Origin of the sequence: Rhodohalobacter mucosus (assembly GCF_003150675.1) — a bacterium.
In the GTDB taxonomy this organism is placed as follows: Bacteria; Bacteroidota; Rhodothermia; order Balneolales; family Balneolaceae; genus Rhodohalobacter; species Rhodohalobacter mucosus.
This window is the reverse complement of record NZ_QGGB01000003.1, coordinates 194,675-221,475: the sequence shown is the minus strand read 5'-3', so window position 1 is coordinate 221,475 and position 26,801 is coordinate 194,675. Positions and strand designations below refer to the sequence as shown.

Sequence of the window (26,801 nt, the reverse complement as noted above, 5' to 3'; positions counted from 1 at the left end):
GACTTAATCCTGTATTTCCTTTAGATAATAAGACATTGCCGCAAACATCCAGGCCTGACTCCACCGCATGTAGGGAATTTTATTGGTATGTGATTTCTTTTTCTGATAGTAGAAATACCCTTTGGCATTCTGCATATTTTGAATGGTCCAGTTTATAACCTTTTCAGCCAATGTTTCATGCTGTTGAAAACGATTAGTTTTGGACAAGGTAGTAATGAACTGTGCCGGACAGTGGATATCTATGGGATAAGTTGTATCGTGATAATATTTTGGAGTTCCGTCATCCAGAAAAAAATGTTGAATGTAATACCGAAATCCTTTTTCATAATTTTCCTGAAAAGATTCATCCCCGGTATACTGCTTATAATCGTAAATGGCATCCAGGTTAAAACCGGTGTGAAAACTATCGATCCAATCCTGAATATCCAGCTCTCCGTAGTACCAGGAGCCATCCTCATTTTGAGCATTGCAGCAGGCTAATACCGACTGACGGGCGGCTTCCGCATATTCTTTATTTTTGGTCAACGAATAGATCCTTGCCAGCAAACGACTGCCCAACAGGGACGCATTATAGACCGTATTGTTGCCAAACTTAGGTGCATAAGAAAACAAGAAGCCTTCCTTTTTTTGAGTTCGATTGAGATCTTGCAAAATAAACTCTGCCGATGAAACGGCCGCTTCTTCCAGCTTTTTATCTTGCAGAATTTGGTTTGCATCCAATAAACCATTTACGGCATAAGTAGTGGCTACTACGGTTGGTGTAAAAGCCGGGAAGAATAACCCGCCCCGAGCCTGCCAGTCAAAATTATAGCCCCAGCAGGCTCCGGAATAGCCTGGAGTTTGGAGTTCTATCAATAAATCTGCCAAGTATTGAATCTTTTCCCTTATTTCTTCGGTACTGCCAAACTGTTCATTCCCTTCCTGCGCCAATTCATACAAATTACAATAGCCGGTTAAAAACAGCCCGAGTGCTTTAGGGTTGTGGCCTTTGGACACCAAAAACAGCTTGCGAAGGTTTACCGGATTACGTTTAAAAAGCTGAATCCATGCCAAACGGGCAAAAGACGAGTGCTTAAAAGGGGTAGATTGGAAGATTTTAGAGTTTAACCCGTCGTAGGGGTCCCATCCCTGGTAGTTTTCGTTTTCGCAGTAAGTTTTCAGTTTTTGGAAAGCATTACCTAACGAAGTTTTCATAAGCCTCCTTCAGCGTAATGAATGAAAACTTTCTTTCTAAGGCTAAGCTAATCAATGCTTTTAGTGAACGATCAGACTTATAACTTTTGGGGTGCCCAATAATTACAAATATCTTCCTTTCTTGTAATAGATTATGTTCTATATATCGAAAAAATGCCTTGTGAAGATGAGTACTAAACAAGCAAAAGTCCCACGTAAAGGCTTCTTTTCCAAGTAAGAACTCCAGCTTTTGCCCGAGACTTCGTTTCTGTATTTTTTCACGTGATACCGAACTTATATTCTGTTCTTTTTCAAATATCAGAAACTTTATTTTATCTATGTTAAACAATTTATGAATCCGGCGTTGTGGTAAAGCAAATACTGGAATTTCCATGATCTCTTTGGTGTTTCCTTCATTTCTTAAATCTTCTCTAGCTCCCCACCATATCCCCTTTATCAATGGCACCTCCCTGTAATCGTATCGGGATAAACTCCCATGCTCATATCCCCCGGGATACACCGAACTATCCGCCTGCAAACCAACGTTTTTCATGGCCTCATATACCTCTCTGGAAGGCATAATATTATAACCTCCGGCCCGTAGTATGGTGCATTGGTAATCTGGAACTACTTTCTGCACCAATTTTTCAATTGCATTCTTTCCCTCTTTAAGTAACTTTTCAATCGTGTAACCGGGATAGCTAAAATCACCCAACCGCCAGTTTTCCAAATTCAATTTCCAGCTATCTTCCTGCCAGGAGGCTCCCACCCATTGGGGATGTAGATGTAGTTGTATATCATGTCCAAATACAGCTGCCCGCTGAATCTGATTATCAATAGCCTGAACAGGATTCTTGTTATAGCCCATCTTATTTCCATTTTCCCACTCTTCTTTGATTTTAAGATACTCCAGTACTTCAAAAAAGATAGTAGTCTTTATATCTTGCTGTTCACAAACATCCAAAATAGCTTTAGTTGGCTCAATCATTTGATCAAACACATCCCCGGTTCCGTCCCCGAATAGTTCGTAATCAAAGGTAAGTATAAGTTTCATGCTGTCAAGCTTGTAACTTTTTAAAGTGTTTAGCAGTTAAAAACCAAATCAAAGCCCTGTCCCATATATTCAATATTTTTTTATAGCGATCCAGACTGGAACCATGGACTTTGGTTTTCTCTTGAATATCATGACTACTTTTTTTCCCAGAAACATTCAACATAGTTACATCAAATTCCACCTCAAGCCACTTGCATAATGCTCTAACTGCTACAGATTGCTCTGTAACTAAATGTTCATACTGTATCAATTTTACATGATCTTTAAATTTCTCATATGCATTGATAGAAATTATGTATTCAATGGCGAAATATAGAATCGTAAAATAGTGAATAATAAATCGATGTAACCAAGATTTATTTTTTCTTTGACGTGTCGCTTCATCGTTCAGTTTTGAAGCAATAATTGCAGATGGATTACGAGTTAAGAAAATAATTTTTGCATCTGGAAAATGAGAGATTAAAAAATCTACCTTCCTTGCATGTACAGGGTATTTAACACCTGAATAAATGCTCCCTTTTTTTTTCCTTAGAAGATTTAATATCGCCTTCAATATAGTTTTACTATTTATAATCTCTGATTTTTGAAGACATCTTTCTAGATCATCAAAATCAATTCTAGACTCTTCAAAGTCTTTCCAAAAAGTACCATAAATTTTTTGCCCTTTAATTAAACCTACTACTTCTCTTGCATTTAACTTCTGTTCTTCCACAAACCGATCAAGTGTATTTTTTCGAAAAGGTTCAAACAAATTCATCTCATCAAAGGCCATATTAATTCCAGAATGGGCATCCAGAATATTTTTAAGCAAGGTAGATCCAGTGCGATGTTGGCCTACAATGAAGATAAATTCTTTACTCATAAGGTTACAACTTCATAAAAATGCTTTTCCATTTCCCGGGCTACATGCGAAGCATAAAAATGCTCTTTGGCATACTGAAAATTATAACGCCCCGTAGCTTGATGTTTCTCTTTCTCCAATAAAATTTCTATCACTCGTTTTGCAAAATCTTCCGGAGAGAATGAATTAACCAAATACCCCATTTTCCCATTTTCAAAAAAATCCACCATTCCACCAACCGGCCGAGAAATTACTGGCAAGCCAAAAGACATTGCTTCTAAAACAGAAGTAGGCATTCCTTCTCCATAAGTAGGTAATATATACAAGTCAGATTGTATATATGTTTGGATAAGTTCCTCCTCCCTCAAATAACCTGTAAAATTTATATCGCGCAGTTTTGAGCTTTTTACATAATTTTTCGCTTCATTCAAAGCATTTCCATTTCCTGCAATTATCATTCTTGCATCAGTAACAACTTCTTTGATTGTTTTAAAAGCATCCAATGCAATAAATATACCCTTAGCCTTTTCTATCCGGGCCAAAAATAAAATGGTCTTTGTATATTTTTTCTCTGTAATCACAAATTGTGAAACTAACTCATCATCTACCTTTGTGGTTGTAAGTGAAATAGGTTTGGTAATACCCCAGTCTTTAAGTTGTTCTTTAAACGCTGAAGCCAGAACCAAAATTTTATCAGCCTTATTAAATAGTTTAATAAATTTATATGGTGAGTTTGAAATCTCTTTAGCTAACTCTTGGTTCCAACCATGAAAAAATACCACAGTATTCTTACCAAATATCTTACTTACTCTCAGAAATAGACCATCTCTTTTGATTGCCCCTTTTCTCAAAGAAGGATTAAGTAAAACTAAGTCCGGCTTAATCGCTATCAATTTCCAAATTAATTTTATCAGATCATACCATATAATAATTGATCCTGGAACATTTTTTCGGCCACCAATATAATTATAGTGGACTTCTTCAGTCCAATATTCTTTAAGCCCCTTGTAATGATTTGCTACTCCTCCTGAATTAGTTGGAGGTGTAGTGTTAATGAGAACTGTCATAAAAATGATAAGTTTTCAAATTCAATTTAGAAATAAGAAAAGCTACGATTGTAGCAAATGTAATAATATGGGGCATATTATTAATAGTATGATGGGCTAAAGTACTAACTATTAAACTTGTAAATACAGAAAATACTATTGGAAATATTTTCTTATTCTGCTTTAGCTTTTGAAATACATATAAAAATGGGGCTAATAATAATAAAAAGCCTATGATGCCAAATTCTATTACTGTTAAGAATAAATAATAATCTGTGGGAGAATCAAATTCATGACCCAGTAAATATCCTTTTGAAGCGCCAAATAATGGAGATTGAATAAATGCATTTAATATTAGATTTATTTTATCTTTGCCTCGTGTAACAAATACATAATCTTCACTTCTTGCACCACCCGAAATTGATGTAAACAATGATCCAACTCTAAGTAAAGGATTGTCAAAATCATTTGCTGATGACAATTGAGAAGTACCCATTGAGGATACAATCAAATCAGCAACAAATGGAACAACTAAGACTAAAATAATTAGTATTAAAAAGAATTTTTTTTTCTCTATTAAATAGTAGAACATCAAAATACCAACTATTAAACTTAATACAGGGGTTCTTATACCAGTCAATAATATTATTATAATGGATGTACAAATTAACAAGTAATAATTCCATGATCCTTTTATAATCTTGCATTTTATTGAGCCAACAAAGAATAAAGTCATCATTACTAAATAAGCACTATAAGAATGCATGTGACCAAATGTGCCTATTAACACTTTTACGTTAGCCTGATCCTCTATCCTTCCTTGTATCTCTCCATTATGTACCCACTGATTAAATTTAAATAAGTTAGATATATCTAAACTTGAATATTGCAATACACCTATACCTACCTGGAAAACAAACATCCATACTAAAACTTTAAATAAAAAAGCATCGTTTAGAATTTCTCTTTTAGAAAATGCAAAAATTATAGCTGTATATAGATAAACTATAAACAGTACTCGAAATTCGTAAATATAGCTAAAGAGAGAAGCAGGAGATGCCAGTGAAGAGAACAGAAAATAAAAGCTGATAAGAATAAAGAATGCTATAATATATATAAGATATTTGTTCCGTGATAATATTGAAGGATTCATCATTAATTTCATAGCACAGATTATGATAAGCATAAGCAGCACTGTAGTACCGGCAATTACTGTAAGAGAAGGGATAATTTTATTAAAGAAAAGCTGAACTGTTAACGATAGAACAAAAGAATAACCCAAGAATTTGGCTAAGTTTAATTTTATTCCTTTTTCTATAATAAAATAAACTGAAATAAAAACGAGCGGCAATATTATGTATCCAATAGCTGTCATCTAGACTCAAAAATATTCATTAAAGCAGAGGTAATATTTTTTGACACCTTTTGAATATCATTTTCCCCAAAATTGTACAATAATTCTTTTTTTGCAATTCCTGAACGGCAATCTGGATCCATAATTTTATTTAAATTTTCTTGATGTGACTTTGAATCATATGAAATAGGTAATCCCGAAATATCTTTCAAAAAACTTAGTTTATCCGATCCATACTCTTCTTTAGTTAGTACACAAATGGTGGGTTTTCTAAGGTATAGACACTTTATTAATGCATCTAATGAACAAGTAATAATAATTTCGGAATGTTGAATTTGCTCAAAAATATCTGAATAATTATCAAAAGCATAATCATTAAAGCTCTTCTTCCATAATTGGTCAATCTCATTTGAACTGCGGGGATGTAGCCTGACTACTGTTTTATATTCTTTATAGTTGACTGAATTTATTGTCTCAATATAATAAGAGGTTTTCTGAGTGGATATTCGACCACTTGCTATGATTAAGAACTTGTTTTTAAAAGTAGAAGGTACCAATTTAAATTTCTCAGGGATTATGGTTTGTACAGGACTGCCAATTACTTTTAATCTGAACGGCTCAATACCTGATTTAATCAATGCTTTTTTTTCTCTTTCACTGCAACATAACATATATCTACAGGTAGGTATATACAAATATGGGTTAGTTAAAATACCATGTTGAAGTAATACAGTTTGTTGTCCCAGTTTATTTAATGCATCCGCTAACATTTGAAATTTTCTATCTTGATCTACGTCAAATATATAAACCTTTGCTTGAAATCTTCTGACAATTACTTGCGCATAAGAATCAGCCCACGATCGATACAATAACATTTTAATTAAATACAGTTCTATTGAATATTTTTGATAACTATTTAACCCATCTAATCCATTAAAAAACGGCTTTCGGTATTCCACAAAATATTTATATAAACTTAATATACCACTTATGGTTAGGTGATAAACTGGTATGTAATTAATATCATTATTAAAAAACAGTTTAAATGACTTTAAAAAATTTGATTTGGTTAAAAAACTTAATTCAATAAAACTGATAGAATTAAATATCTTATTGCTTTTATCCTTAAATCTATCCACAATTGAGCCTGCTTTAATTAAGCACACATCTTTTTTGATAAAGTACTTCCACTTATGTAGAGAGTCCAAGATATAATATAACCTACCTGAAATAGTTTGAATTATAATCTCTAAAGCCTCCTTAATATGAAATAGAGTTAATCTAAGTCCAGAAATATATATACCATTACCACCCTCTCGATATTTTAGAATATTATAACTTACTTTTTGTAAATCTATATTGCCCAATTTCAGGCTTTTATTAAGACCACTATTAACTAAAACATTCTCTACTTCTTCTAATTTCATTTTATTATAGTGACAAAGCTTCTTTATTTTTTAACAAAGACAAACATTTTTTGCAAACTGTCATCACATTTCTTCTATTTAATATTAGATAAATAAATAGCGGAACAACATAAAATGCACTGTGCAAATAAGCGATCGATAAGGTTACTATTAGTGGAAGTCCGTATTTTACAAATATTTTTGAATTCATTATCCCTCTTTTCTCTCCTAAAACCCGCTCTCCCCAAATTATTACCAAATAACTATACAGAAAACCTGAAACGACAGTAGAGAGCAATACTATGTAAATATCTTTTACAAAGTAATAAATAATGAAAATCAAGCCCATATTTAACACAATAATAACAAAACCAATAACTGTAATAGCAATTTCTTTTCCCCAGGATATTAATAATGAATTATGCCCCGCCTTAATGCTAAGTCCTAAATTCAGTAATAAAATTACAATCATTAAGCGCTTTATTTCTTTATAATCTGGAAACATTAGATCTATTAAAGGAACTAAAGCAACCAACAGTAAAGTAATAATAAAGTAGAGCGTTGAGTAAACATTTTTAATATTGTCCAAGTTATTTAGGATTTCAGAAGTAGCCCTATCTTTTTTTAATCGATTTAAAAATTTCGGGAAAAACAGGAATGAAATAGTGTTCATTCCTAGATGTGCTATAGAGGCCAGTTTCAGACTGAAAGAAAACTCCCCATACATTTCTACTGAATAAAGAGCACTAATTAAGCTTTTAGTGGTCATTAAAATAAAATAAAAGCTAATGTTATAGAATAACAAGCTAACGCCACGCTTTAACAGAAGACTTGATGTGTTTAAATTAAAACTAAGACCAAGTTTAAGTGGAGAATTCCAGCAAAAAACAACTAATGAGAGAGAAGAAAAGATGATTTGAAAAACCAACAAACCATAAATTAAAGCTTCTCCATCTAATAATAAGACCGGTATTAATTTGGAAAGTGCTACAAATAGTTGGGCTAAACCAACCAGTAAAAGTTTATTATATATCCTATAGACATTTATAAATATCTGATTAAGATTTTCAAAAGAAATAAATATTAATAGGTATAATGAATATTCTTTGAAGTTATATTTCCCAAAAATATCTGTTGGCCAAAAATAGTACCCTATCCACAATAGAAGAACAAATAAAGAAATGAATAGTGTTAGAAACAGCGTATTGTGGAATAACTTTCTTTTATATTCATCTTCCTTTTCAAAATTGGTAGATAATATCGCATTCAATGAATAATTAACGCCAAAATTAGAATAGGTTAAATACTGCTGTATCAACAGAATAAAACCCCATATGCCAAAATAAAAAGGCGCCAATTTTGAAGCTATTAGTAGAGTCGCTATAAAACTTAGCCCCAAACTAGCATACTTAACCCCTACAAATGGTACTATTCCATTTTTTAGTAATGCATTGAAAATCTTTATCATTGATTAAGGTGCATTTGGCTAATGGGCTCTCCCTTTACAATATCTGTTGCGACTCTTTTACCTTTTATTCCATCATAATGCTTAGGATGCATTCCATACCCTGGTCTAATCGATCTAACATTTTCCTCAGTAATCACTTCTCCTTTCTTTATATCTTTAACAGCAAAAAGGGACCGAGCAAATTTTTTATTATTTTCAACTTTTTCAGAAAGTACATAGGTAACTTCTCCTAATGCCTTTTCCACTTCCCTTACTGCTTTTACCATGGAACTAAATTCTTTCAGATCTAAGGAGAAGTCCGCATCTGGACCACCAATTGATTTATCCAAAATAAAATGTTTCTCGATGATTCTTGCTCCTAGACTGGTTGCCACAATGGGAACGGTATTTCCAAGCGTGTGATCAGAAAGCCCCACTTCAACACTAAATCGTTCTTTCATATCGACCATAGTTTTCAGATTAGCCAATTCAATCGGTGCCGGATACGAAGAGGTACATTTTAGCAGAATAATTTCTTCGTTACCAACATTCCGGCAGCTATCTATTGCAAGTTTAATATCATCTTTTTTGGCAATTCCGGTACTCATAATGATAGGTTTTCCCTTTGATGCAGCATATTCTATTAACGGAATATCCTGTATTTCAAAAGAAGCAATCTTATACGCCGGCGTATTTAGCTCTTCAAGAAAATCAACGGCTGATTTATCGAAAGGTGAAGAAAAACATATTAAACCCTCTTCTTTAGCCACTTGGAATAATTCTTCATGCCATTCCCAAGGAGTATAAGCTTCACCGTAAAGCTCGTATAGTGTTTTACCTTCCCAAAGCCCTTCTTGTATCTGGAAGTATTCGTTATCGCAATCAATCGTAATAGTATCCGGAGTATAGGTTTGAAGCTTTATGGCATCCGCCCCAGCTTTTTTTGCCGCACGGATAGTATCAATTGCAATCTGCTTATCACCATTGTGATTCGCTGAAAGCTCAGCTATAATAAATGTTCTGCTTTTTCCTGAAATTTCAAAATCTGCAATCTTCATTACTTAAGTACCATCTTTGATTTAAATTTTTTCAAAATATCTTGGTTCCTAACTCGAGTAAGTTCAACTGCCCCGTTAGGACATTTTATGATAGGATTTTCTATGACATCTAAAATTGTACCGTTTTTGGTTGTATCACTAAATCCTATATCGGAATAATTTACTTCGTCTACAATAACCCTTTCTCCATTTAACAGGCTAAATGCTCCTGGATAAGGATTAGCCTGTGCCCGTACCCAATTGCGAATGCGTTCTTTATGCCAACTCCAGTTAATCAAGCCGTCATCCGGGGTTCTCTTTCCAAAAAAAGTGGCTTTACTGTTATCTTGTTTGACTCTTTTAAGATCATCTGATTGAGCCTCCTCTATAACAGAAAACAATAGCTCAGGGTATATCTTCTCAAACTTTTTCAGAATTGTTGCACCCGTATCGTCTTTTTCTATTGGAACTTCTACTTGTTTTACGACATCACCCGTATCACAATTAGTATCAATTACATGCGCTGTTACCCCGGTTTTGGTTTCCCCATTAATAATAGACCAGACATGTGGAGTGCGCCCCCTGTATTTAGGAAGAAGGCTTCCATGCAGGTTTATAGCCATCGGCAAAGAATCAATTAACTCTTCATCCAAAAGAAACAGGTAATTAATCGAAAGAATTAGATCCACTTCAATTTCATTCTTTTTCAGAAAATCGACTAATTTCCCACCTCTTGGGTTGCCAATAAATGCCAATACCTCGTTTTGATTTGAAAACTCAATAATTTGCTCAGAGTTGCTATCAGTGGCAATAAACTCAGGTTTCTTAATCCGATTTATTATCTCAGATATTACCTTATACCCCAGACCGCCGGATGTTAATATCCCTATAAGCATATACTTGCAAGATTTTTAAATTCTTCATTGATTCGATTCATTGACATTCCATCTATTGCTCGATTTTGGTTTTCCCTGATCAATGCAAGGCTCTTATCATCTATTGAGTGCATGGCTTTGTGAAAATGTTCTTTACTAAAATTTATGGCATCAATAATGCACCCTAAAGCCTTAAATCCGTCATATATTCTTTTTTGATTATCAATGTAATACCCTGACATAGCAGGAAGCTTGGTTGAAATCACCTCAAATAGAATGCCGCTTGCAGGCACTATCGCAAAATCTGAATGTTCCAGTTCAAGCTTCATCTCTTTTGCACTCAAAGATTTTTTTACAATAACTTTTAGATCCTCTCTTTTCTTTATCACTTTATTCAATTCATCTTGATGTAGGTAAGCATTACCAAGTACAGCTGTGACCGAGTAATTTTTTGAAGGAAGCCATGATAAAATCTTAGATGTAAGGTTTTTATTATCGGAGCCTCCAAAACAGACGAATATATACTTTATACCTTTCGAGTTATTTTCTGCTCGTGAGTTACTACCAAGAAACTCTGGTCTAAGCAAAGCATAATCAGGACCCAATAAATATTTTGTGTATGGCTCGCCCTCATAATCATCTTTAATTACACCAGGTGCATGATTGATCACTAAGTCTGCATAGAAATGCCCTTGGTGGAAATCATCAATACAAACCAATTTGCATTCTTTACCCTTTATTTGCTTCTGACAATCAGAATCAAATTGGTATCCATCGAGTACCACGATTTCATCTCCGGTAAGCTCATTCACAAAATCTAATTCTTTCTCTACAACATTCACTTCCCAGCCATTTTGAGTGATCTCATTTTTAAGAGAATCTGGAATTTCTAATGCAAAGAAATGAATAGAAAAATCATTTTTGAGCATATGAGCAAGTGACATACACCGTACCAAATGGCCTAATCCTATATCAGTACTTCCATCAGTTCGTATGTATACCCTCTGATTCATTCTGAGAGCTTCGCTTTCATCTCTGCCAACTTCCAGTCTTCCTCAGTATCAATATCCTGTACGCTGGTATTTGGCAATATTAGTGCCCCACTATTTTTTCCGAAGAGTTCTTCTTCTTTAAGAAACTCTTCGACGTTGAACCAATAGAACTGACCTGCATCGTGATATGCCTTAGGCAAGTCTTGTGAACGAGACTCCTGATGTTCTGGCCAATTCATTTCAACTTTATCATTCCCACTTAGCTTCAATGATCGTAGTATAGGATATGAAAACTCAACGACCGGAAACACAGTACTAAAACTTTCACTCATGAGTTTCTTATATCCGCTTTTTATAATAGAAGGCTTCAACAGCGGTGCTGTTGGATAGATACAACAACCATATTCGAATTTTTTTCCTTGTTTCTGATATGTTTTTAATACTTCAAGAAGCACATTCACCGTAGTTGCGTAATCATCCGCAGTTTCTTCTGATCTTAAAAAAGGAACTTTCGCTCTATATTTCTCTGAAATTTCAGCAATCTCAAAATCATCGGTAGAAACCATCACTTCGTCAAAAAGTCCACTTTCCAATGCAGTCTCAATGGAATATGCTATAATAGGCTTGCCCAGAAAATCACGAATATTTTTTCTGGGGATTCGCTTACTTCCTCCCCTAGCCGGTATAATTGCTATATTTTTCATTCGTAATATTCATTGATCTTTTTAATTACGAAATCCTGTTGTTCTTTAGTCAATGTTGGATATATCGGCAAACTAATGCAATGCTTATAATAGTTTTCAGCATTTAACATATCTTCTTCTTTCCATCCAAACTGACGATAATAAGGCATTAAGTGACATGGGATGTAATGAATCTGAGCATAGATGTTATTTTCTCTCAAATAGTTATATAATCCCAAACGGTCTTCTACTTCAATCACATATAGATGGTAGGCATGTCCTTCAACCACGCCCGACTGTCCTTTGACGAACGACTTTCCTTTAAAAGCATTGAAATAAAGTTCAGCTATTTCCCTTCTTATTTCAATCCCCTCATCCGCTCTTTTTAGCTGACTTTGGCCTAATGCACATTGAAAATCAGTAATTCGGTAATTATAACCGAGTTCCTGCATTTCCATATACCATGCTGGGTATTTTTGAGTATTTCTGCGTGCTTTTCGCAGTCCCGACTCATCGGAAAGTTTTGAGTTTTGAGTAGAGCCCACTGCAAATTCAACGGAGTTTTTATACTCAGATTCGAATTTGGTGATGCCGTGGGTGCGGAGTTTGAGAAGCTTTTCATAAAGCACTTTGTTACTTGTTGTGATCATTCCGCCTTCACCGGAGGCTATGTGCTTCACCGGATGGAATGAAAAGATTGCCAGGTCAGCAAACTGGCCGTTACCACAATTTTGCTGTTTGCCATTGCTATCGATAAAGTATCCGCCCGGAGCATGGCATGAGTCTTCAATGATCCACAGATCATAATCATCTGCCAGCTTCCGAAACGCTTCCAGATCCACAGCTCGCCCTGCAAAATCGACCGGTATCATTCCTTTGTAGGTGCCTTGAGGAGATGCTTCCAACAGCTCTTGAACCTTGTCGATATCCAGCAAATACGTGTCCGGATCGATATCTGCAAAAATTACTTCTCCGCCGCAATACCTAACGCAATTAGCCGAAGCCGCAAAGGTAATTGGCGTTGTAATAACTTTGTCTCCTTCAAGCACATTCAAAGCGAGTGTACACAGATGAAGGGCAGCCGTACCGTTGGAAACCGCTACGGCATATTTGGAACCTACATAATCCGCAAAGGCTTCTTCAAACTCGGCTATGCGGGGCCCCTGGGTGAGGTAGTCGGATTTTAATGTTTCAGCGACAGCCTGGATATCTTCATCTGTTATATTTTGGCGACCGTAAGGTATTGCTTCCATGCTCTAAACCTCAAATGTTGGGTCAACATGTTCTTTGATAAGCTTGCGCAGGCTTTCTACTGTTTCCCATTCCTCATTTTCACCGGAATTGTAGCGGAAGCCTTGTTCCACCGGTTTGGCATTATTTTGTTTAATAAAATCTTTCAACTTAAACCGTGGCACCTGTGGAAGAATGGCATAATATTTTCCTAAGTCGTATGTATTAAAAGAATCAGATGCCGTAATCATTTCTTCATGAACTTTTTCTCCCGGCCTGATACCTATTATCGGTTTCTCACATTTTGGTCCAATAGCTTCGGCAACATCCATAATGCGATACGATGGAATTTTAGGAACAAACAACTCTCCTCCCCATGCATATTCAAGTGCGTGCATCACCATGTTTACCCCACCCTGAAGAGAAATATTGAAGCGCGTCATATTTGGATCGGTAATAGGCAAAACCCCTTCTTTTTTCTTTTTCAAAAAGAAAGGAATAACAGATCCATTTGATCCCATGACATTTCCATATCTCACCACAGAAAATTTAATCGGATTCCAGCCTCTTATATTATTTGCTGCAATAAACAGCTTATCAGAAGTAAGCTTCGTTGCCCCATAAAGGTTAATTGGAGCAGCTGCTTTATCCGTTGAAAGAGCAACTACTCTCTTAACTTCTGTTTCGAGACATGCATTGATTAGATTCTCAGCTCCCAATACATTCGTACGAATACATTCCATTGGATTGTATTCAGCAATCGGTACATGTTTCATAGCCGCTGCATGTATCACGTAATCAATTGCTTGTAATGCACGTTTTATACGTTGTTCATCTCGAATATCCCCAATAAAAAATCTTATTTGGGGATATTTGTCATTTGGATATTCTTGACCCATCTGGAATTGCTTCTGCTCATCCCGAGAAAATATTACCAGTCTCTTAATGTCAGGATATTTCTCAAAAATATGTTTAGTTAACGCTTTTCCTAAAGATCCTGTACCGCCTGTAATGAGTATAGATTTTCCGTTTAGCATTACTAATTATTTATTTTATTAATATTCTTAATATAAGATTATTCGTACTACTGATTTCTTCAATAATAAATATTCGAAACACTTAAAGATGGTTTTATGTTTTATTTAATTATTGTTTTTTCTTTTCTTTTAAACAACACTTAACTATCAACACTACATTTGATTAATCGTCAAAGCTATATTAGATCCATACTTTTTAATTCTTTCTTCTTTTTTTGGAAGTCCACTCATCAAATTTAAACATCAGCTACATCTCATTTAACAGATTCATTTCCAATCAATCAGAGCAAATTCTCTCCTAAAACATCAAGGCCAGTAAATTAGAGTAACACTTAGTAATCTATCATTTAGACTGTTATGCAAAACAGAAATTCCGCTTTATTTTAAAAGTAACTGAGGATACCACAGATCAACTTAAATGATCACCGAGATTAGAAACCAATGGACTGATAAAAACATATCCAACAGCCAGTATGCCTCCCAATAGTGTAAACACCACCAACACCATAGGCCTGTTCGGGTCACTATTCTCACTAGGCACCGTCACCGCCTGCACCTCTTTAAAAATGGGAGTCTGCTCTTGAAGTGTTAGCCTTGCTTGTTCCACCTGCTGGGCAACAGAACTGTAAACATTAAATGCCAGGTTTTTTTCGTCCTGCAGGCGCTCCAGCTCAATCTGGGCCCTGGCGGTCCCCAGTGATACATTCCGGTCCTGAAACTCTGCGAGAGCCACTTGGGTTTCTTCAAATCGTGTTTCTGCCTCGGCAAGCTGATCCTGAGCAAACTCCAAATTCTGACGTGCCTTTTCCAAGCGATAGTCAATGACGTATTCCTTCAGGCGTTCAATCAGAAACCGGTTCAGTTCTGCCGACGCCCGCGCATCCTGCAGTTTCACGCGGGTGGTGAGCAGGCCGGTCTCCTCGTCCTGGCTGACCGAGATGCGTTCGCGAAGCTGATTTACCAGTTCCTGCTGCTCTTCCGTAATAGAGATGTATTGCGACTGGGTTGGATCATCCGGAAGTGTTGCGAGCAGACTATCCGGGTCATCCTCAAAAAGTGAGCGCACGCCACTCAGAACAGTTAACGGCAGCTTCACGGTATAATCGACTGCAAGCGTTGCCAGGGGCGTCGGGTAGTGAATCTCCAGAAAATCGGGCCATGTGGTGGTGACCCCATAGTCGCGGAACTCCACTTCATGGTTCAGCAGCTCCAGCTGGAACGGCAAGCTGTTCACAATGCGCGGGTAGAGCAGCGGCGGAATGGTACCTGCCGGCATACCCTCGGCACCAATCCCACCAAGTCCGAAAGCACCTCCAAATTGCTGCAATAAACGCCCTGCCGTTCCACCTGTTTCCTGGACCTGTATTTCCGGCATGAGGATGGCTTCACTCTCGTACTCCACCGGGCTGAAGAGCGCCCAGAAGAGACCGAGCAGAATAAAGACACCGGTGATTTTTATGATGGTCCACCGGCCGTCCCAGATTTTTTTGGCGAGCTCTAGCAGGTCAATTTCGTCGTCATCGTCGTGCATCCCCGGCATGTATTCAATGGGTACATAGCGGATTTCAGGTTTGTCTGTCGGGGCCTGCTCCGGGGTCTGTTTTTTGTCGTCGCTCACGGGTTGGTACGGGGTATTAAAAAGGGGGAATCACCGCAGAGACGCTAAGGTCGCGGAGGTGGTTGGGGATTTTGGGTTTAAACCTGCATCTGATAATTTTTTGTCAAGATACGGTTTGCGGGGGATTTATTAAAGAGGATTGTGGAGGAAACTGAGGAACAGAGGAACAGAGAAACAGAGAAACAGAGGAACAGAGAAACAGAGAAACAGAGAAACAGAGAAACAGAGAAACAGAGAAACAGAGAAACAGAGAAACAGAAAAAGATTGATCTTGCTCTCAGAAGAATCAAATGAGAGGATCTGGGTCAGCGACTTTTATTTGACCTCTTGGAATTATTGAGAACATTGTTTTGGGAATGATAGCACATTCATGCCCTGTGTTTACTACAGTGGCGTTACATACGGTTACAATGGGTTTTAATCTGTGAAGTCTCAGGTCATTATTCCACGTTATTTTTAGATTTATCCCCTGCCTGCAGATCGTGCTGTTGATTGCGCGCCTTCAGCTGTTGATTCAATCCGTCTTTTCTTACTACTGACAACAGACAAACCTGAATTCTCAGAACTGCGAACTGCATACAACTGACAACCAACAACGTTCAACTACCCATTGGCCTTCGGCCAATGCCTACACCCCATAATAACCCTTGTACCAATCAATAAACGCTTTTACCCCTTCTTCCATGCCTACTTTAGGCTTGTAGTCGATCATATCATACAGATCGGTAACATCGGCCCAGGTGGCGGGAACGTCGCCGGGCTGGATGGGCATCATCTGCTTGTCGGCTTCCTTGCCAAGATTTTTCTCTATTTCTTGAATGAAGTCCATCAGCTTCACCGGGCTATTGTGGCCGATATTGAACAGGTTGTGGGGTGCTCCGTTATCTGATTCCGGAGCTTTGGGGATGAGACGCGTAATCGACTCCACAATGTCGTCGATATAGGTAAAATCTCTCTGCATCTCACCGTAGTTGAACACCTGGATCGGCCGGCCCTCCACTATTGCCTTGGTGAAGATGAATAGCGCCATGTCCGGCCTGCCCCATGGACCATAAACGGTGAAAAACCGCAGTCCGGTAGCCGGTATATCATAGAGATGAGAATAGGTGTGTGCCATCAGCTCATTGCTCTTTTTGGTGGCGGCATAGAGGCTGACGGGATTGTCCACGCGATCGGATGTTTTGAACGGCATCTCCTTGTTGGACCCATAAACGGAACTTGAAGAAGCATACACCAGATGCTCCACCCCGCCATAACGGCAGCCTTCCAGGATATTTAAAAAGCCGTCAATGTTGCTCTCTATGTAGGCGTGTGGGTTCTCAAGACTATACCGCACTCCGGCCTGCGCGGCCAGGTTGACAACTACATCAAAATCATTCCCGCCAAAAAGTGATTCCATATCCTTACGGTCGGACAGCTCTCCCTTCACAAATTGAAATGCAGAATCCGGATCCTGTTCATCCAGATGCTCGTGATCCACGCCTAGCTCTTTCATGCGGCCGTATTTTAGCGTAACGTCGTAGTAATCGTTCACGTTATCGAATCCGGTAACCTTGTATCCCTCTCTCAATAATCGTTTGGACAGATGAAATCCGATAAATCCTGCTGCCCCGGTGACGAGTGCGTGTTTCATGTGATGATCTGATTGGTTACTTGTTTCTTAATTGTTGGCTGCGTGCAGTTCGCAGTCCCGAGTCTTCGGGATTGGTTGTTTTAGCTATCAGCGGATGAAAATAGGGAAGAATGCATTGGCATCCCAAATGATGAGGATATTCACATAATCAGAAGAGGTTCACCGCTGAGGCGCTGAGGACACGGAGGGGTTGGTGGATGTTGGAACACGGCGGGTATTGCTGCGGTATGCACGGAAGGAATAAGTGGTGAGAACATGACATTGAACTCAAAAATGACTGAATCTGCGCGCCCTGGCACGAGGGTTGAATCCCTCGTTCGTGTATGTCACCCCGCTTTGCGGGTTTTTTCTCAATCAGTAATTACGGCATTGCAACCAAGCCCGAGGCATCGAGGGCGGCATGCACGAGCCGGTAATTAATTGCCGGCGGCTTGATTCACAGCCAAGGCCCAGAGGGCGCGGAGGTCGGAACATGACAGGTATTGCCACAGAAAGCACGGAAGGTACTTGGCGGCGCGGGAAAGATTTGATCACATTTTTGGTATTTGATTGCGCCGCCGCTGTTTTCCCATTGCCCTGTCATACCGAGCGCAGGCCGCAGACCGTAGCGGGGGGATCTCCAAACGTATCATTTGGTCAATCTTTCCAGAAAAATGCCCATCACCGCATCCCCAGCATCGTAAATCGCTCGGTTTCACGGTTGATCCCCTTGCAGAACAGTTCCAGCGATCCCAGGAGGCGGAATTCACTTCTCGCTCTTGTTATGGCTGTATAGAGCAACTCCCTTGTGAGTACCGGGCTGTCTTCGGACGGCAGCAAGAGGGTGACGCGATTGTATTCTGATCCCTGGCTTTTGTGAACTGTCAGGAAGTAGGCCGGATTTACATGCATCAGCCGGTTCGGGTGTATGGGCTTCATGCCACCGGCCGAATCCACCCAAACCCTGTATGAGCCCGATTTTCCTTCTTCCCTCACGCAGACACCGGTATCTCCGTTGAATACACCCAGGCTGTAGTCGTTCCTCGTTATAATCACCGGACGCCCGTGATACCAGCCATCTGAAATTGGCAGTTTTCTGGACGCTGCTATCATCTGTTCCATGTATGCGTTCAGCCTATCGGAACCCTCAAGACCCCGTCTGTGGCAGGTGAGCATTGCACCCTCCTTCCAGAATTTGAGCATGGTCTCCGGATCATCGATCGCGGCGGTTTTCTCCAGACGGTCCAGCAGGTCGTCGGCCAGTTTCCGAAGATTTTCACCGTTAAATGTGAAAGATGAATGTTCAATATCACCCAGGGATTCAAAAAGTTCTTCAGGTTCATCAGCCCTAACCAGGTCTTTCCTGCCATCAGCTTTTACAAGGGCTGCCAGTTTTCCAATCCCGCTTGATTCATCAAATCGAAAACTTTTAGTCAGATAGATTGTTGCATCATGCAATCCGTCAGCTTCAGCTGCACCACTCACCGGTAAATCAAACCCGGTGATATCCGACAGCTTTTCGGCTATCTCCTCACTGAAACCATTTTTCGTTTTTCTGCACAGGTCTGCAAATACTGAGCCGGCCTCCACAGATGCCAGCTGACTTCGGTCTCCCAGAAGTATAAGCCGGGTGCGCTCATCCAATGCGGTCAACAGCCGGTACATCATCCGAAGATCAATCATGGACGCTTCATCCACAATCAACAAATCGTAATGAAGCTTTCGCTTTTCCGCGTCGGGAAGCAAGCCTTTTTGAGAGGTCCCGGAAAGCATCCGGTGAATTGTTTTCGCCTCTGTGGGGATATTGGCAAGCATTTCATCAGATAATTCAAACCCGCTCATCTCTTTCTGAATAGCCTCTCCCATTCTGCCGGCCGCTTTACCCGTAGGTGCGGCAAGACCGATTTTAAGTTTGCCCAGGTTCAGGTTCTGATGAAGGGCGATGATCCGTGCTACCGTAGTTGTTTTTCCGGTACCGGGCCCGCCGGAGATGATCAAAAATGTTTTTAAAAAAGATAGAGCCGCTGCTGCTTTTTGCCAGTCGGGTATCAAGACATTGTCAAATAGCTCATCAAGCTGCTTTTTCAACTTTTCGGGTTCCGAAATTTCAGCGGTGGCGCTGCTTTTTTTGCGTATCAGCGAGTCGATTTTCTCTTCATAGTTCCGGTACCTGTTTATGGACACAAAACTTTTTTCACGGATTTTGTCCATAATGTAGGGCGCCATTTCTCCCGGCTTCCCTGTCAGGGCACTATCCGATAATTCACTAATCTCAAATGACGAAGCATAACTACGTAAAACAGATATTCCCTGATGATCCACGCCCAGAATCTCTCCCCACTCCGGGGGTGTCTTATAGAGAGGCAGAACAACATGTCCCTCCTCTTCAAAGAGCGATAAAAAAACTGATATCAGCAGTTCACTTTGATTCAGTTCTCCAAATTCGCCCTCTAAAAAACGGACCAGTTCCTCCTCGGACCTGCGAATCCACCCTGCTTCGAGACCCTGACGAAACCATGCCGGTTTAACTGCGCCATCACCCATCTGATCTCCCCTCCAGGTTTTCTTCCAGCTTAACGATAAGCTCTTCATCGGGCCTGTCAAAGTAAACCGAGTGTGATGATTGCTTCTGCATTCCCCTTACAAACAGATAACAGGCACCGCCTACGTGCTCATTATAGCTGAAACCGGGTATCCTCCTCTGCAGATATTTTTTGAGGGCAACCATGTACAGATGATATTGCAAATCGTATCCGGCAGCCTGCATCTCCGCTTCAAGCGCCCCGCTGCTGTAATCTTCCGGCATGTCACCAAGGTAATTGGATTTATAATCGAGCACATAGTACTTCCCGTTCTGCCTGACAATTAAATCTATAAAACCTGTTAAAAAATGATTTAAATTACTACTTCCGATTGGTTTATAGTCTTTATTCCTAATTATTCTATATAGGTTTTCTGCCTTTGGCTTTGATATGGGAAAGTGAAACTCCATCTCCCGGAGTTCATCTTCAGGCTCAATTTTCGAAAGGTCCAACTCACCCAGGGCCGCACCCGTTACATCCCTGATCATAGTCTGTACCACGGGGATCCACTCATCGCCAATACCGTATGAGCCCAATACCTGATGTATCAGTTCTGAATGATCCGCTTTCATAGCGGTATCAAAGCGAAAATCGCTATGCTCAAATATTTTGTGAATTGCGGTACCTGCAACCGGGCCTTTGGGAAAACCAAAAATGGTTAATTCCTGAAGAGCCGTTACAGGGGTTCCGAGAAGGTCGGCGTATCTGCCTGTGACCTGATCATAATCGGGTTCGGATGTATCGGAATGATGCCCCGCCAGCGATGAAAAACTTTCGACCCTTTGACCAACCTCAATCACTGACCTACCGTTATAGGATCTTTTTTGAAGTGTTTCCAACGGCATGCCGGAGTAGGAATACTGCACCATGCCCTTGGTTTCGATGAACGATTCTACAGCAATCAAATGCGGATACTCATCAGCGAGCCTCATAAGCGGACTAAGCAATGTTTCTTCGTCTAGAAGCCCACCCTCTTTAATTTTCGTATCCAGCCGATCCAGAACGGGTTCTTTACCCTGTAACGCTGCCCCAAGTCCCGAAAGGTGACTCTTCTGGTGGGTAACCCAAATTACTCTGCACTCATATTTTGCACGGGTAAGCGCCACATATACTTTTCTGATCTCCTCAGCAATGGATTCAATTTTCCCTTCTCTTTTTGCAGTTTCCCGATCCTCTGTTTCAAGGCAATCAATATTGAGGGTGAGCCGGCCTGAATCTTTTTTGTGATACCTGATAAACTGATCTTTTAAATCCTTGCCTTCCCAAAGATCAGGACATATTACGATGGGAAACTCAAGTCCCTTGCTGCCGTGAATGGTGCTGATTTTCACCAGATTGCGATCGCTTTCCAAAAGAAGCGACTGCTCATCACTCTTGTCAGGATTCATCATCTCGTCGATAAACCACATATGCAGTGATACAGGATCCAGATTTTGCTGAGTTTCAACCATCGCTGCATGGTCAACCAGCTGATGAAGATTCATAAAAATACGCTCTGCATCTTTCCACGACGCAATTTGCTCCATTCGACCGTCATTTCTGATCAGTTTCCTGAAAGCAGGCATAAAGCCTCGTTTTTTCCAGATTTCGTGAAGGTCCTGCAGTTCATTCAATATACCCTGATGCGCTTCATCGTCATCGCTCAGTTTCGCCAGCCGGCGAAGATCACTGCCAAACAATCCGCTTAACAGTGCATTGTTAACTGCTGTGCGGTCGAATGGATTTAAAATTGCGTTCATCACCATTTCAACACGAAAGGCCTCAAACGTATCAAATACTTTCTGCTGCGAATAGGTTACCGAATCGATGCCCACCTCTTTCAACTGCTCTTTAATGTGCATGGCATCACGGTGGCTGTTGATCAAAACTGCAATATCGCCGGCCTCAACCCGCCTCATCCCGTTTGTCTTGTCATCCAATATCCGATTCGAATCATCATTAAGAATATCTATGACCTGCGCAACAGTCTGATTGTAGATATCGTGTCTGGCGCTGTTTTTGTTCTTTTCAATACCCTTTTTCAGGATAAAGCGAAACGGGGCGGTGGGTGCGCTGCCGGTACGATATTCATTTTCCCTCTCCGGAAGTCCGGCTTCCGTGGGCTTAAAATCAATTTCAGCTTCAAGAAACGGTTTCGCCCCGGTAGCGTCAAACAGGCGATTTACAGCATTGATAAGACCCGGTGTGCTGCGAAAGTTCTTTCCAAGCGACCAGGTTTCTGGGTCACCCTCCTTTTTCGCTCTGAAATACGTGTAAACATCCGCACCCCTGAATGCATAAATAGCCTGCTTTGGGTCACCAATCATCAGTAACCCTGACTTCTCGCCTTCTTTCGGGTAGATGGAGTTAAAGATTTCGTACTGAATACCATCGGTGTCCTGAAATTCGTCCACCAGAGCAAACGGATAACTTTGCAAAAGTTTTCTTCGAAGCTGCAGCCCCACGGTTTCATCTTTCAAGACATCAGAAAGCCTTATGAGGAGGTCATCGTAAGTCATTGAACCCGATTGAGATGATTTTTCTTCTCTCCTCTCTACGATGTCTTTCCAGGTATTATAAATGAGTGCCGTCTCTGCACGTTTGAGATCATCCAGCAATGCATTGTACTCGCTGCAGAGGTCAAAAAACCGAAGCTTTTCGGGAAGGCGGCGGCTCTTTTGGGTAAGGTTTGATTCATCATATACCGTTTCAGCGAGAAAATATTTCAGCTGATCAAATGAATCCTTTTTCAGCTTTGGGTCGTGCAGAAAATCATCCATCTTGCGTACCCTGCCTGTCACATTTCTCTCCGTGTAACCGCTTAAACCACTCACAAGCAATTCGGCTCTAACCTTTTCACGATTTTCACTCCACTCTTCTCTCATATTCTTACGCAAGGTCCATGCCTTTTCAAAAATTGAGGATGGATCCGGATGCAGATCGCCTTCGATCCTGGCCCCAGCAGATCTGAAAAGTGTCAATAAACCATCCCTGCCTATCAGTTCACGCGGAGACTTCCCCAGTTTCATCAGTTTTGCAATTTCCAGTTCACCTCCCACTGATTCACCGTTCCGGTCTACAAAATCACGCCAGTAATCTTCTGCAGCCTCAAGTAACAGGGTATCATGCTGAATGATATCCATATCAAACGGAACTCCTGCATAAAGGGCCTCTTCACTAAGCACTCTCTGACAGAAACCGTGAATGGTAAAGATCCGGCTTTCGTCAAAATTTCTAATTGCGTTTATTAATAGGCCAAGATGCTCACTTTTCCCTGCCCCTCCGTATCGGTTGGAACATTCCTTAAGAAATACATCATCTCCCTCATACCCCGATTTAAGTACGTCTGTACATTCCTGCAGCCTGTTTTGTATTCGCCCTCTCAGTTCAGACGTAGCTTTATTGGTGAATGTCATGACCAGGATTTGGTCCACACTGAGTTTCTTTTCGAGAAGCAGCCTGATATAGAGCCCGACGATGGTATACGTTTTTCCGGTACCGGCGGAAGCTTCTACCACCAACCGGGGTTTCCAGTTCAGGTCAAATACCGATTCAAGTCGCTTCATTTCTCCTCCCTTAGGTGTTGAAGCATGTCCCTGACCAGGCTGCAATACCTCTCATCCAGCATCTCATCCCGAAAGCTGACCCCCGTTCCCATCATAACGGATGTATAAAGGTTATCCCGTTCTGCCCTTGAGTATTTGTAACCGGTACCCTCAAATGCCCTTGCAGCTTTTTCACGTGCGGCATCTTCTCCTTTTTCGAGGTTTTCAATATATGTAAGTACCGTTTCGGGATAGAACGGCACCGGCTTTGATATACACTCTTCAAACAACTCAAGATATGGCTGAAGCAGTTCGGAAGGATTTTCCGTTTTTGAGTAAACTATTTTTATCGGGTCGTTCTTTAAATCAGTGATCAGCACCGATTCACCTGCATTTTCAGGGTTTAATAGCGAAAACATCAAATGACTTACCCAGGACCTGATAAGTGCAGCAGCCGTTTTTCGGGCAACCCGAAGATCGAGGTAGAGACTATCCGAGTAGCTTTGAATGTCTCCCATGATTTGATTTCCGCTCAGCGTTAACTCCACGCTAATATTTCGTAATGTTGGTTCAAATCCCGCTTGCTCAATCATTGCCACAGCCTGCTCGACGGAATCCAAAAGCCCTCTGAATTCCATCTTTCCGGGCCTTCCTGCCGGAAGAATACCTGAACCCAGTAATACGGACTCATAGTCGATATCCGTCCGCTTATGAAGTTTCCAGCCAAATAACCGGTCGAATAGAATGTGCCGCTGAAGTCCGTTAATCTCGAACTCCTGCTTCTCTTCATCATAACCCGAAAATCGCGCCCCGAACTGCTCTTTCAGAAACCCCTGAATTGGATTAGAGACAACATTGAGCAGCTTATGAAGTTCAATGTACCTGTCGCCTTTAAATGTATCACTTAAATCAACATCCGCCCGATACAAGCCGTTTATGGACTTCCCTCCTTTCCGGAGTTCTTTGGCGGTATTATATCCCGAATCAGACCAAGCCTGATAGCCGTCGGAGTATGCGGACGGCGAGTATCCGGTCAGCGGAACCTGCGTGACAATCTTCTTCTCTTCCAGGCCCGTAAACCGCGACAGAAAAGCAATCCACTCGCTTACCACCGGTGACGGTGGCACAGGTTCATTATCCGCCTGACTGCGCCCAATAAAACTGCAGTAGTGTACGTCTTCGGCAGCCAAAATCGATTCCAAAAATAGATTCCGGTCTTCGTTTCTACGGTTGCGATCGGTCGGGTCCGGATAGAGCTGCATAAGGTCAAAATCAGCAGACGTCATTTTTCGCGGAAACACACCCTCATTCAGTCCGACCATTGCAATGACCCGAAAAGGGATGCTTCGAACCGGAACCATGGATGTGAAAGTTACTCCTCTGTTGAATTGTGCACCCGCTGATCCGGCTGAGGATATCTGTTTTTTTAACCATTTTGTTGCAATGCCATAGCTAACAGGCCGGTCTGCTTCTGCGATATCAACGGTATCTTTGAACCTCTGCAGGCTTTTGTTAATAAAATGGCTTTCAATAGCCTCCATGGCTTCGGCTGACAGAAAGTCAGATAGGCTCTTTTCAAGGAACTCAACCCATTTGGATGGAGGCCGTTCTTTTTGTGCATCTTCACGAAACTGATCCAGCATTTGCAGAAAACCCGAGAATGCCGCCCATATCTCCTTATCTGATAGAGTTTGTACTCCCGGATAGAGAAGAGCATTCCTGTATATTTCTCCGGGCTCGGGTGCCATCAGCTGACCCAGCCACCCTCTTCTCATGGCCGCGCTCCAGGTATGGTAAAGTGATGAGCCGGGCTGGTCATACTCCCTGCGATGGTCCTCATCTAGTCCCCAGTGAACATGATTATCTTTCATCCAGTGCTTCACCCGTGCGGCATCTTCCGGCGACAGCCCAAAATTTGTATGAACAGGCCTCATCATAAAGAGATCCATTACTGAACGGAACTCAAATCTGGACTCAGGCAGATCAAAAAGCTGTATTACAGCTCTCATTAGTTCTGATTCTTCAGAAGATATGCCCTTTGACAGGTAATATGGAATATCGGGCAGCCCGGACTCAGTTTGTCCGAATACCGTATGAATTGAAGACCGGTAAGGGTCAAGGTCTGGTGTAACTACAAGAATTTCTTCCGGACTGAGCGAGCTGTCGTTATCAAAGCACTCCATGATAAAATCGTACAGGGCCTCAATTTCACGTAGACGGCTGTGGCACGACACCACCCTTACCGTTTCGAAGCCATCAGCAGGCTTATCAATTTCGGGGGATGGTTCATTTTTTACAATGGACCGCTGAATGAGGTGGAGAAGTTCATTTCCTTCGGGTAACAAAAAAGACTCATTCTCATTGAGCCGGGTCTTCTCCGGATGGAACGACCAAAGAAGGGATTGGGCTTCAGCCTCAGCACCCAGTGATGAGATGAGAGGGTGAATATCCTGACCCGAAGATCGGCTCTGTCCAATAGATGTCATCAGAAAAAGATGTACGTCGGAGCTTCTGCCCCACAATTCCAGCATTTTAGCGACCGGTTTTGGAATCAAGCCGGGATTAAAAACATAGATATCCCTGTCCGTTTCTATTTGGCCGTTCTTCAAGGCAGAAATCGTTTTCTGAACCAGTTCGGCCCTGTTCAGGCCTGTTTCATCTGAACGTGAACCCGATTTGAACTGATTGAGGTCTTTCCAGATTCGTGACTGCCATTTCTCATCCTTCCTTTTTTTTGTGCTTCCTTGCTGCCACCCGAGCAGCATGTGGGGACGATAAATCTGATACTGATCAAATAGTGACGAAAGTATGCCCGCCAGTTCAAAAATGGCATTTTCACGTATTCCGGAAAGCCGTGAGTTAACATAGCGCTCAAGCAGATCAAACTGAGAAAGGTAGTCAGGGTCCGTCAGCATTCTGAACAAGGCCCAGGCCATAGGCTCCGGATCGGATGGAAGCAGGGTTGGAATATCCGGCCAGAGTTTTCGAATCTGGTTCCACTGCCACTCTGCCGGCAGCATAAAGGATAAGTTGCCAGCAAAACCATTTTGCCGGGCAAGCTCCAGCTTCAGCCACCGCGATGAATCCAGATTTGGAACGATTATATGTGTTGATTGAAACGGGTCGGAGTGCCCGCTCAACTCCGGTAATTCGGCCAGTAATCCGGCGTGTTCTTTTAACCGGTTGCTTCTGTAAATATGGATCATGCCGGAATATAAGGTCTGTACTGTATCATTTCTTCCCGGATTGAATGTAAACAGGTCAGGTGACAGGAAGTGTCACCTGTGATG

The 26,801-nt window shown here is 40.8% G+C and carries 18 protein-coding genes; all 18 read right to left on the bottom strand.

Translation table 11 applies throughout. The features are described from left to right. Positions 1-3: 3 nt before the first annotated feature. Entirely contained in the window at positions 4-1,194 is a 1,191-nt protein-coding gene (locus DDZ15_RS04180) for a delta-aminolevulinic acid dehydratase (RefSeq protein WP_109645195.1), read from the bottom strand. Next, positions 1,175-2,227, bottom strand: a complete 1,053-nt coding sequence (locus tag DDZ15_RS04175) for a polysaccharide deacetylase family protein (protein ID WP_109645193.1) — start codon at positions 2,225-2,227, stop codon at positions 1,175-1,177. The genes DDZ15_RS04180 and DDZ15_RS04175 overlap by 20 nt, the downstream gene beginning before the upstream one ends. A gap of 4 nt (positions 2,228-2,231) precedes the next feature. Then, entirely contained in the window at positions 2,232-3,089 is an 858-nt protein-coding gene (locus tag DDZ15_RS04170) for a sulfotransferase family protein (RefSeq protein WP_109645190.1), read from the bottom strand. Next, on the bottom strand, positions 3,086-4,135 hold the full coding sequence (locus DDZ15_RS04165; RefSeq protein WP_109645189.1) for a glycosyltransferase family 4 protein: 1,050 nt from the start codon (positions 4,133-4,135) through the stop codon (positions 3,086-3,088). Before DDZ15_RS04165 ends, DDZ15_RS04170 begins: the two co-directional genes overlap by 4 nt. Beyond that, the gene (locus tag DDZ15_RS04160) at positions 4,119-5,489 is read right to left on the bottom strand and encodes an oligosaccharide repeat unit polymerase (RefSeq protein WP_109645187.1); all 1,371 of its coding nucleotides are present in this window, start codon (positions 5,487-5,489) and stop codon (positions 4,119-4,121) included. The genes DDZ15_RS04165 and DDZ15_RS04160 overlap by 17 nt, the downstream gene beginning before the upstream one ends. Continuing rightward, positions 5,486-6,895, bottom strand: a complete 1,410-nt coding sequence (locus tag DDZ15_RS04155; RefSeq protein WP_109645185.1) for a glycosyltransferase family protein — start codon at positions 6,893-6,895, stop codon at positions 5,486-5,488. The genes DDZ15_RS04160 and DDZ15_RS04155 overlap by 4 nt, the downstream gene beginning before the upstream one ends. Before the next feature lie 4 nt (positions 6,896-6,899). Then, positions 6,900-8,342, bottom strand: coding sequence for a lipopolysaccharide biosynthesis protein (locus DDZ15_RS04150; protein WP_109645183.1), 1,443 nt, complete (start codon positions 8,340-8,342; stop codon positions 6,900-6,902). Further along, the gene (gene pseI / locus DDZ15_RS04145; protein ID WP_109645181.1) at positions 8,339-9,379 is read right to left on the bottom strand and encodes a pseudaminic acid synthase; all 1,041 of its coding nucleotides are present in this window, start codon (positions 9,377-9,379) and stop codon (positions 8,339-8,341) included. The genes DDZ15_RS04150 and pseI overlap by 4 nt, the downstream gene beginning before the upstream one ends. Continuing rightward, positions 9,379-10,254, bottom strand: a complete 876-nt coding sequence (locus tag DDZ15_RS04140) for a methionyl-tRNA formyltransferase (RefSeq protein ID WP_109645179.1) — start codon at positions 10,252-10,254, stop codon at positions 9,379-9,381. Before DDZ15_RS04140 ends, pseI begins: the two co-directional genes overlap by 1 nt. Beyond that, positions 10,245-11,246, bottom strand: a complete 1,002-nt coding sequence (gene pseG / locus DDZ15_RS04135; RefSeq protein ID WP_109645177.1) for a UDP-2,4-diacetamido-2,4,6-trideoxy-beta-L-altropyranose hydrolase — start codon at positions 11,244-11,246, stop codon at positions 10,245-10,247. The genes DDZ15_RS04140 and pseG overlap by 10 nt, the downstream gene beginning before the upstream one ends. Next, complete coding sequence (gene pseF / locus DDZ15_RS04130) at positions 11,243-11,929, bottom strand: pseudaminic acid cytidylyltransferase (protein WP_109645175.1); 687 nt, start codon at positions 11,927-11,929, stop codon at positions 11,243-11,245. The genes pseG and pseF overlap by 4 nt, the downstream gene beginning before the upstream one ends. After that, positions 11,926-13,161, bottom strand: a complete 1,236-nt coding sequence (gene pseC, locus DDZ15_RS04125) for a UDP-4-amino-4,6-dideoxy-N-acetyl-beta-L-altrosamine transaminase (RefSeq protein ID WP_109645173.1) — start codon at positions 13,159-13,161, stop codon at positions 11,926-11,928. The genes pseF and pseC overlap by 4 nt, the downstream gene beginning before the upstream one ends. Before the next feature lie 3 nt (positions 13,162-13,164). After that, a complete protein-coding gene (gene pseB, locus DDZ15_RS04120; RefSeq protein ID WP_109645171.1) occupies positions 13,165-14,175 on the bottom strand; it encodes a UDP-N-acetylglucosamine 4,6-dehydratase (inverting) in 1,011 nt (336 codons plus the stop codon). A gap of 409 nt (positions 14,176-14,584) precedes the next feature. Further along, a complete protein-coding gene (locus tag DDZ15_RS04115) occupies positions 14,585-15,793 on the bottom strand; it encodes a Wzz/FepE/Etk N-terminal domain-containing protein (protein WP_109645169.1) in 1,209 nt (402 codons plus the stop codon). Between the two features lie 628 nt (positions 15,794-16,421). Beyond that, positions 16,422-17,426 carry an NAD-dependent epimerase gene (locus DDZ15_RS04105; protein WP_109645165.1) on the bottom strand — a complete coding sequence of 335 codons (1,005 nt, stop codon included), beginning with the start codon at positions 17,424-17,426 and terminating at the stop codon, positions 16,422-16,424. A gap of 660 nt (positions 17,427-18,086) precedes the next feature. Next, on the bottom strand, positions 18,087-19,997 hold the full coding sequence (gene recD, locus DDZ15_RS04100; protein ID WP_109645163.1) for an exodeoxyribonuclease V subunit alpha: 1,911 nt from the start codon (positions 19,995-19,997) through the stop codon (positions 18,087-18,089). Continuing rightward, a complete protein-coding gene (recB, locus tag DDZ15_RS04095; protein WP_109645161.1) occupies positions 19,942-23,532 on the bottom strand; it encodes an exodeoxyribonuclease V subunit beta in 3,591 nt (1,196 codons plus the stop codon). The genes recD and recB overlap by 56 nt, the downstream gene beginning before the upstream one ends. After that, the gene (locus tag DDZ15_RS04090) at positions 23,529-26,717 is read right to left on the bottom strand and encodes an exodeoxyribonuclease V subunit gamma (RefSeq protein WP_109645159.1); all 3,189 of its coding nucleotides are present in this window, start codon (positions 26,715-26,717) and stop codon (positions 23,529-23,531) included. The genes recB and DDZ15_RS04090 overlap by 4 nt, the downstream gene beginning before the upstream one ends. Positions 26,718-26,801 lie beyond the last annotated feature (84 nt).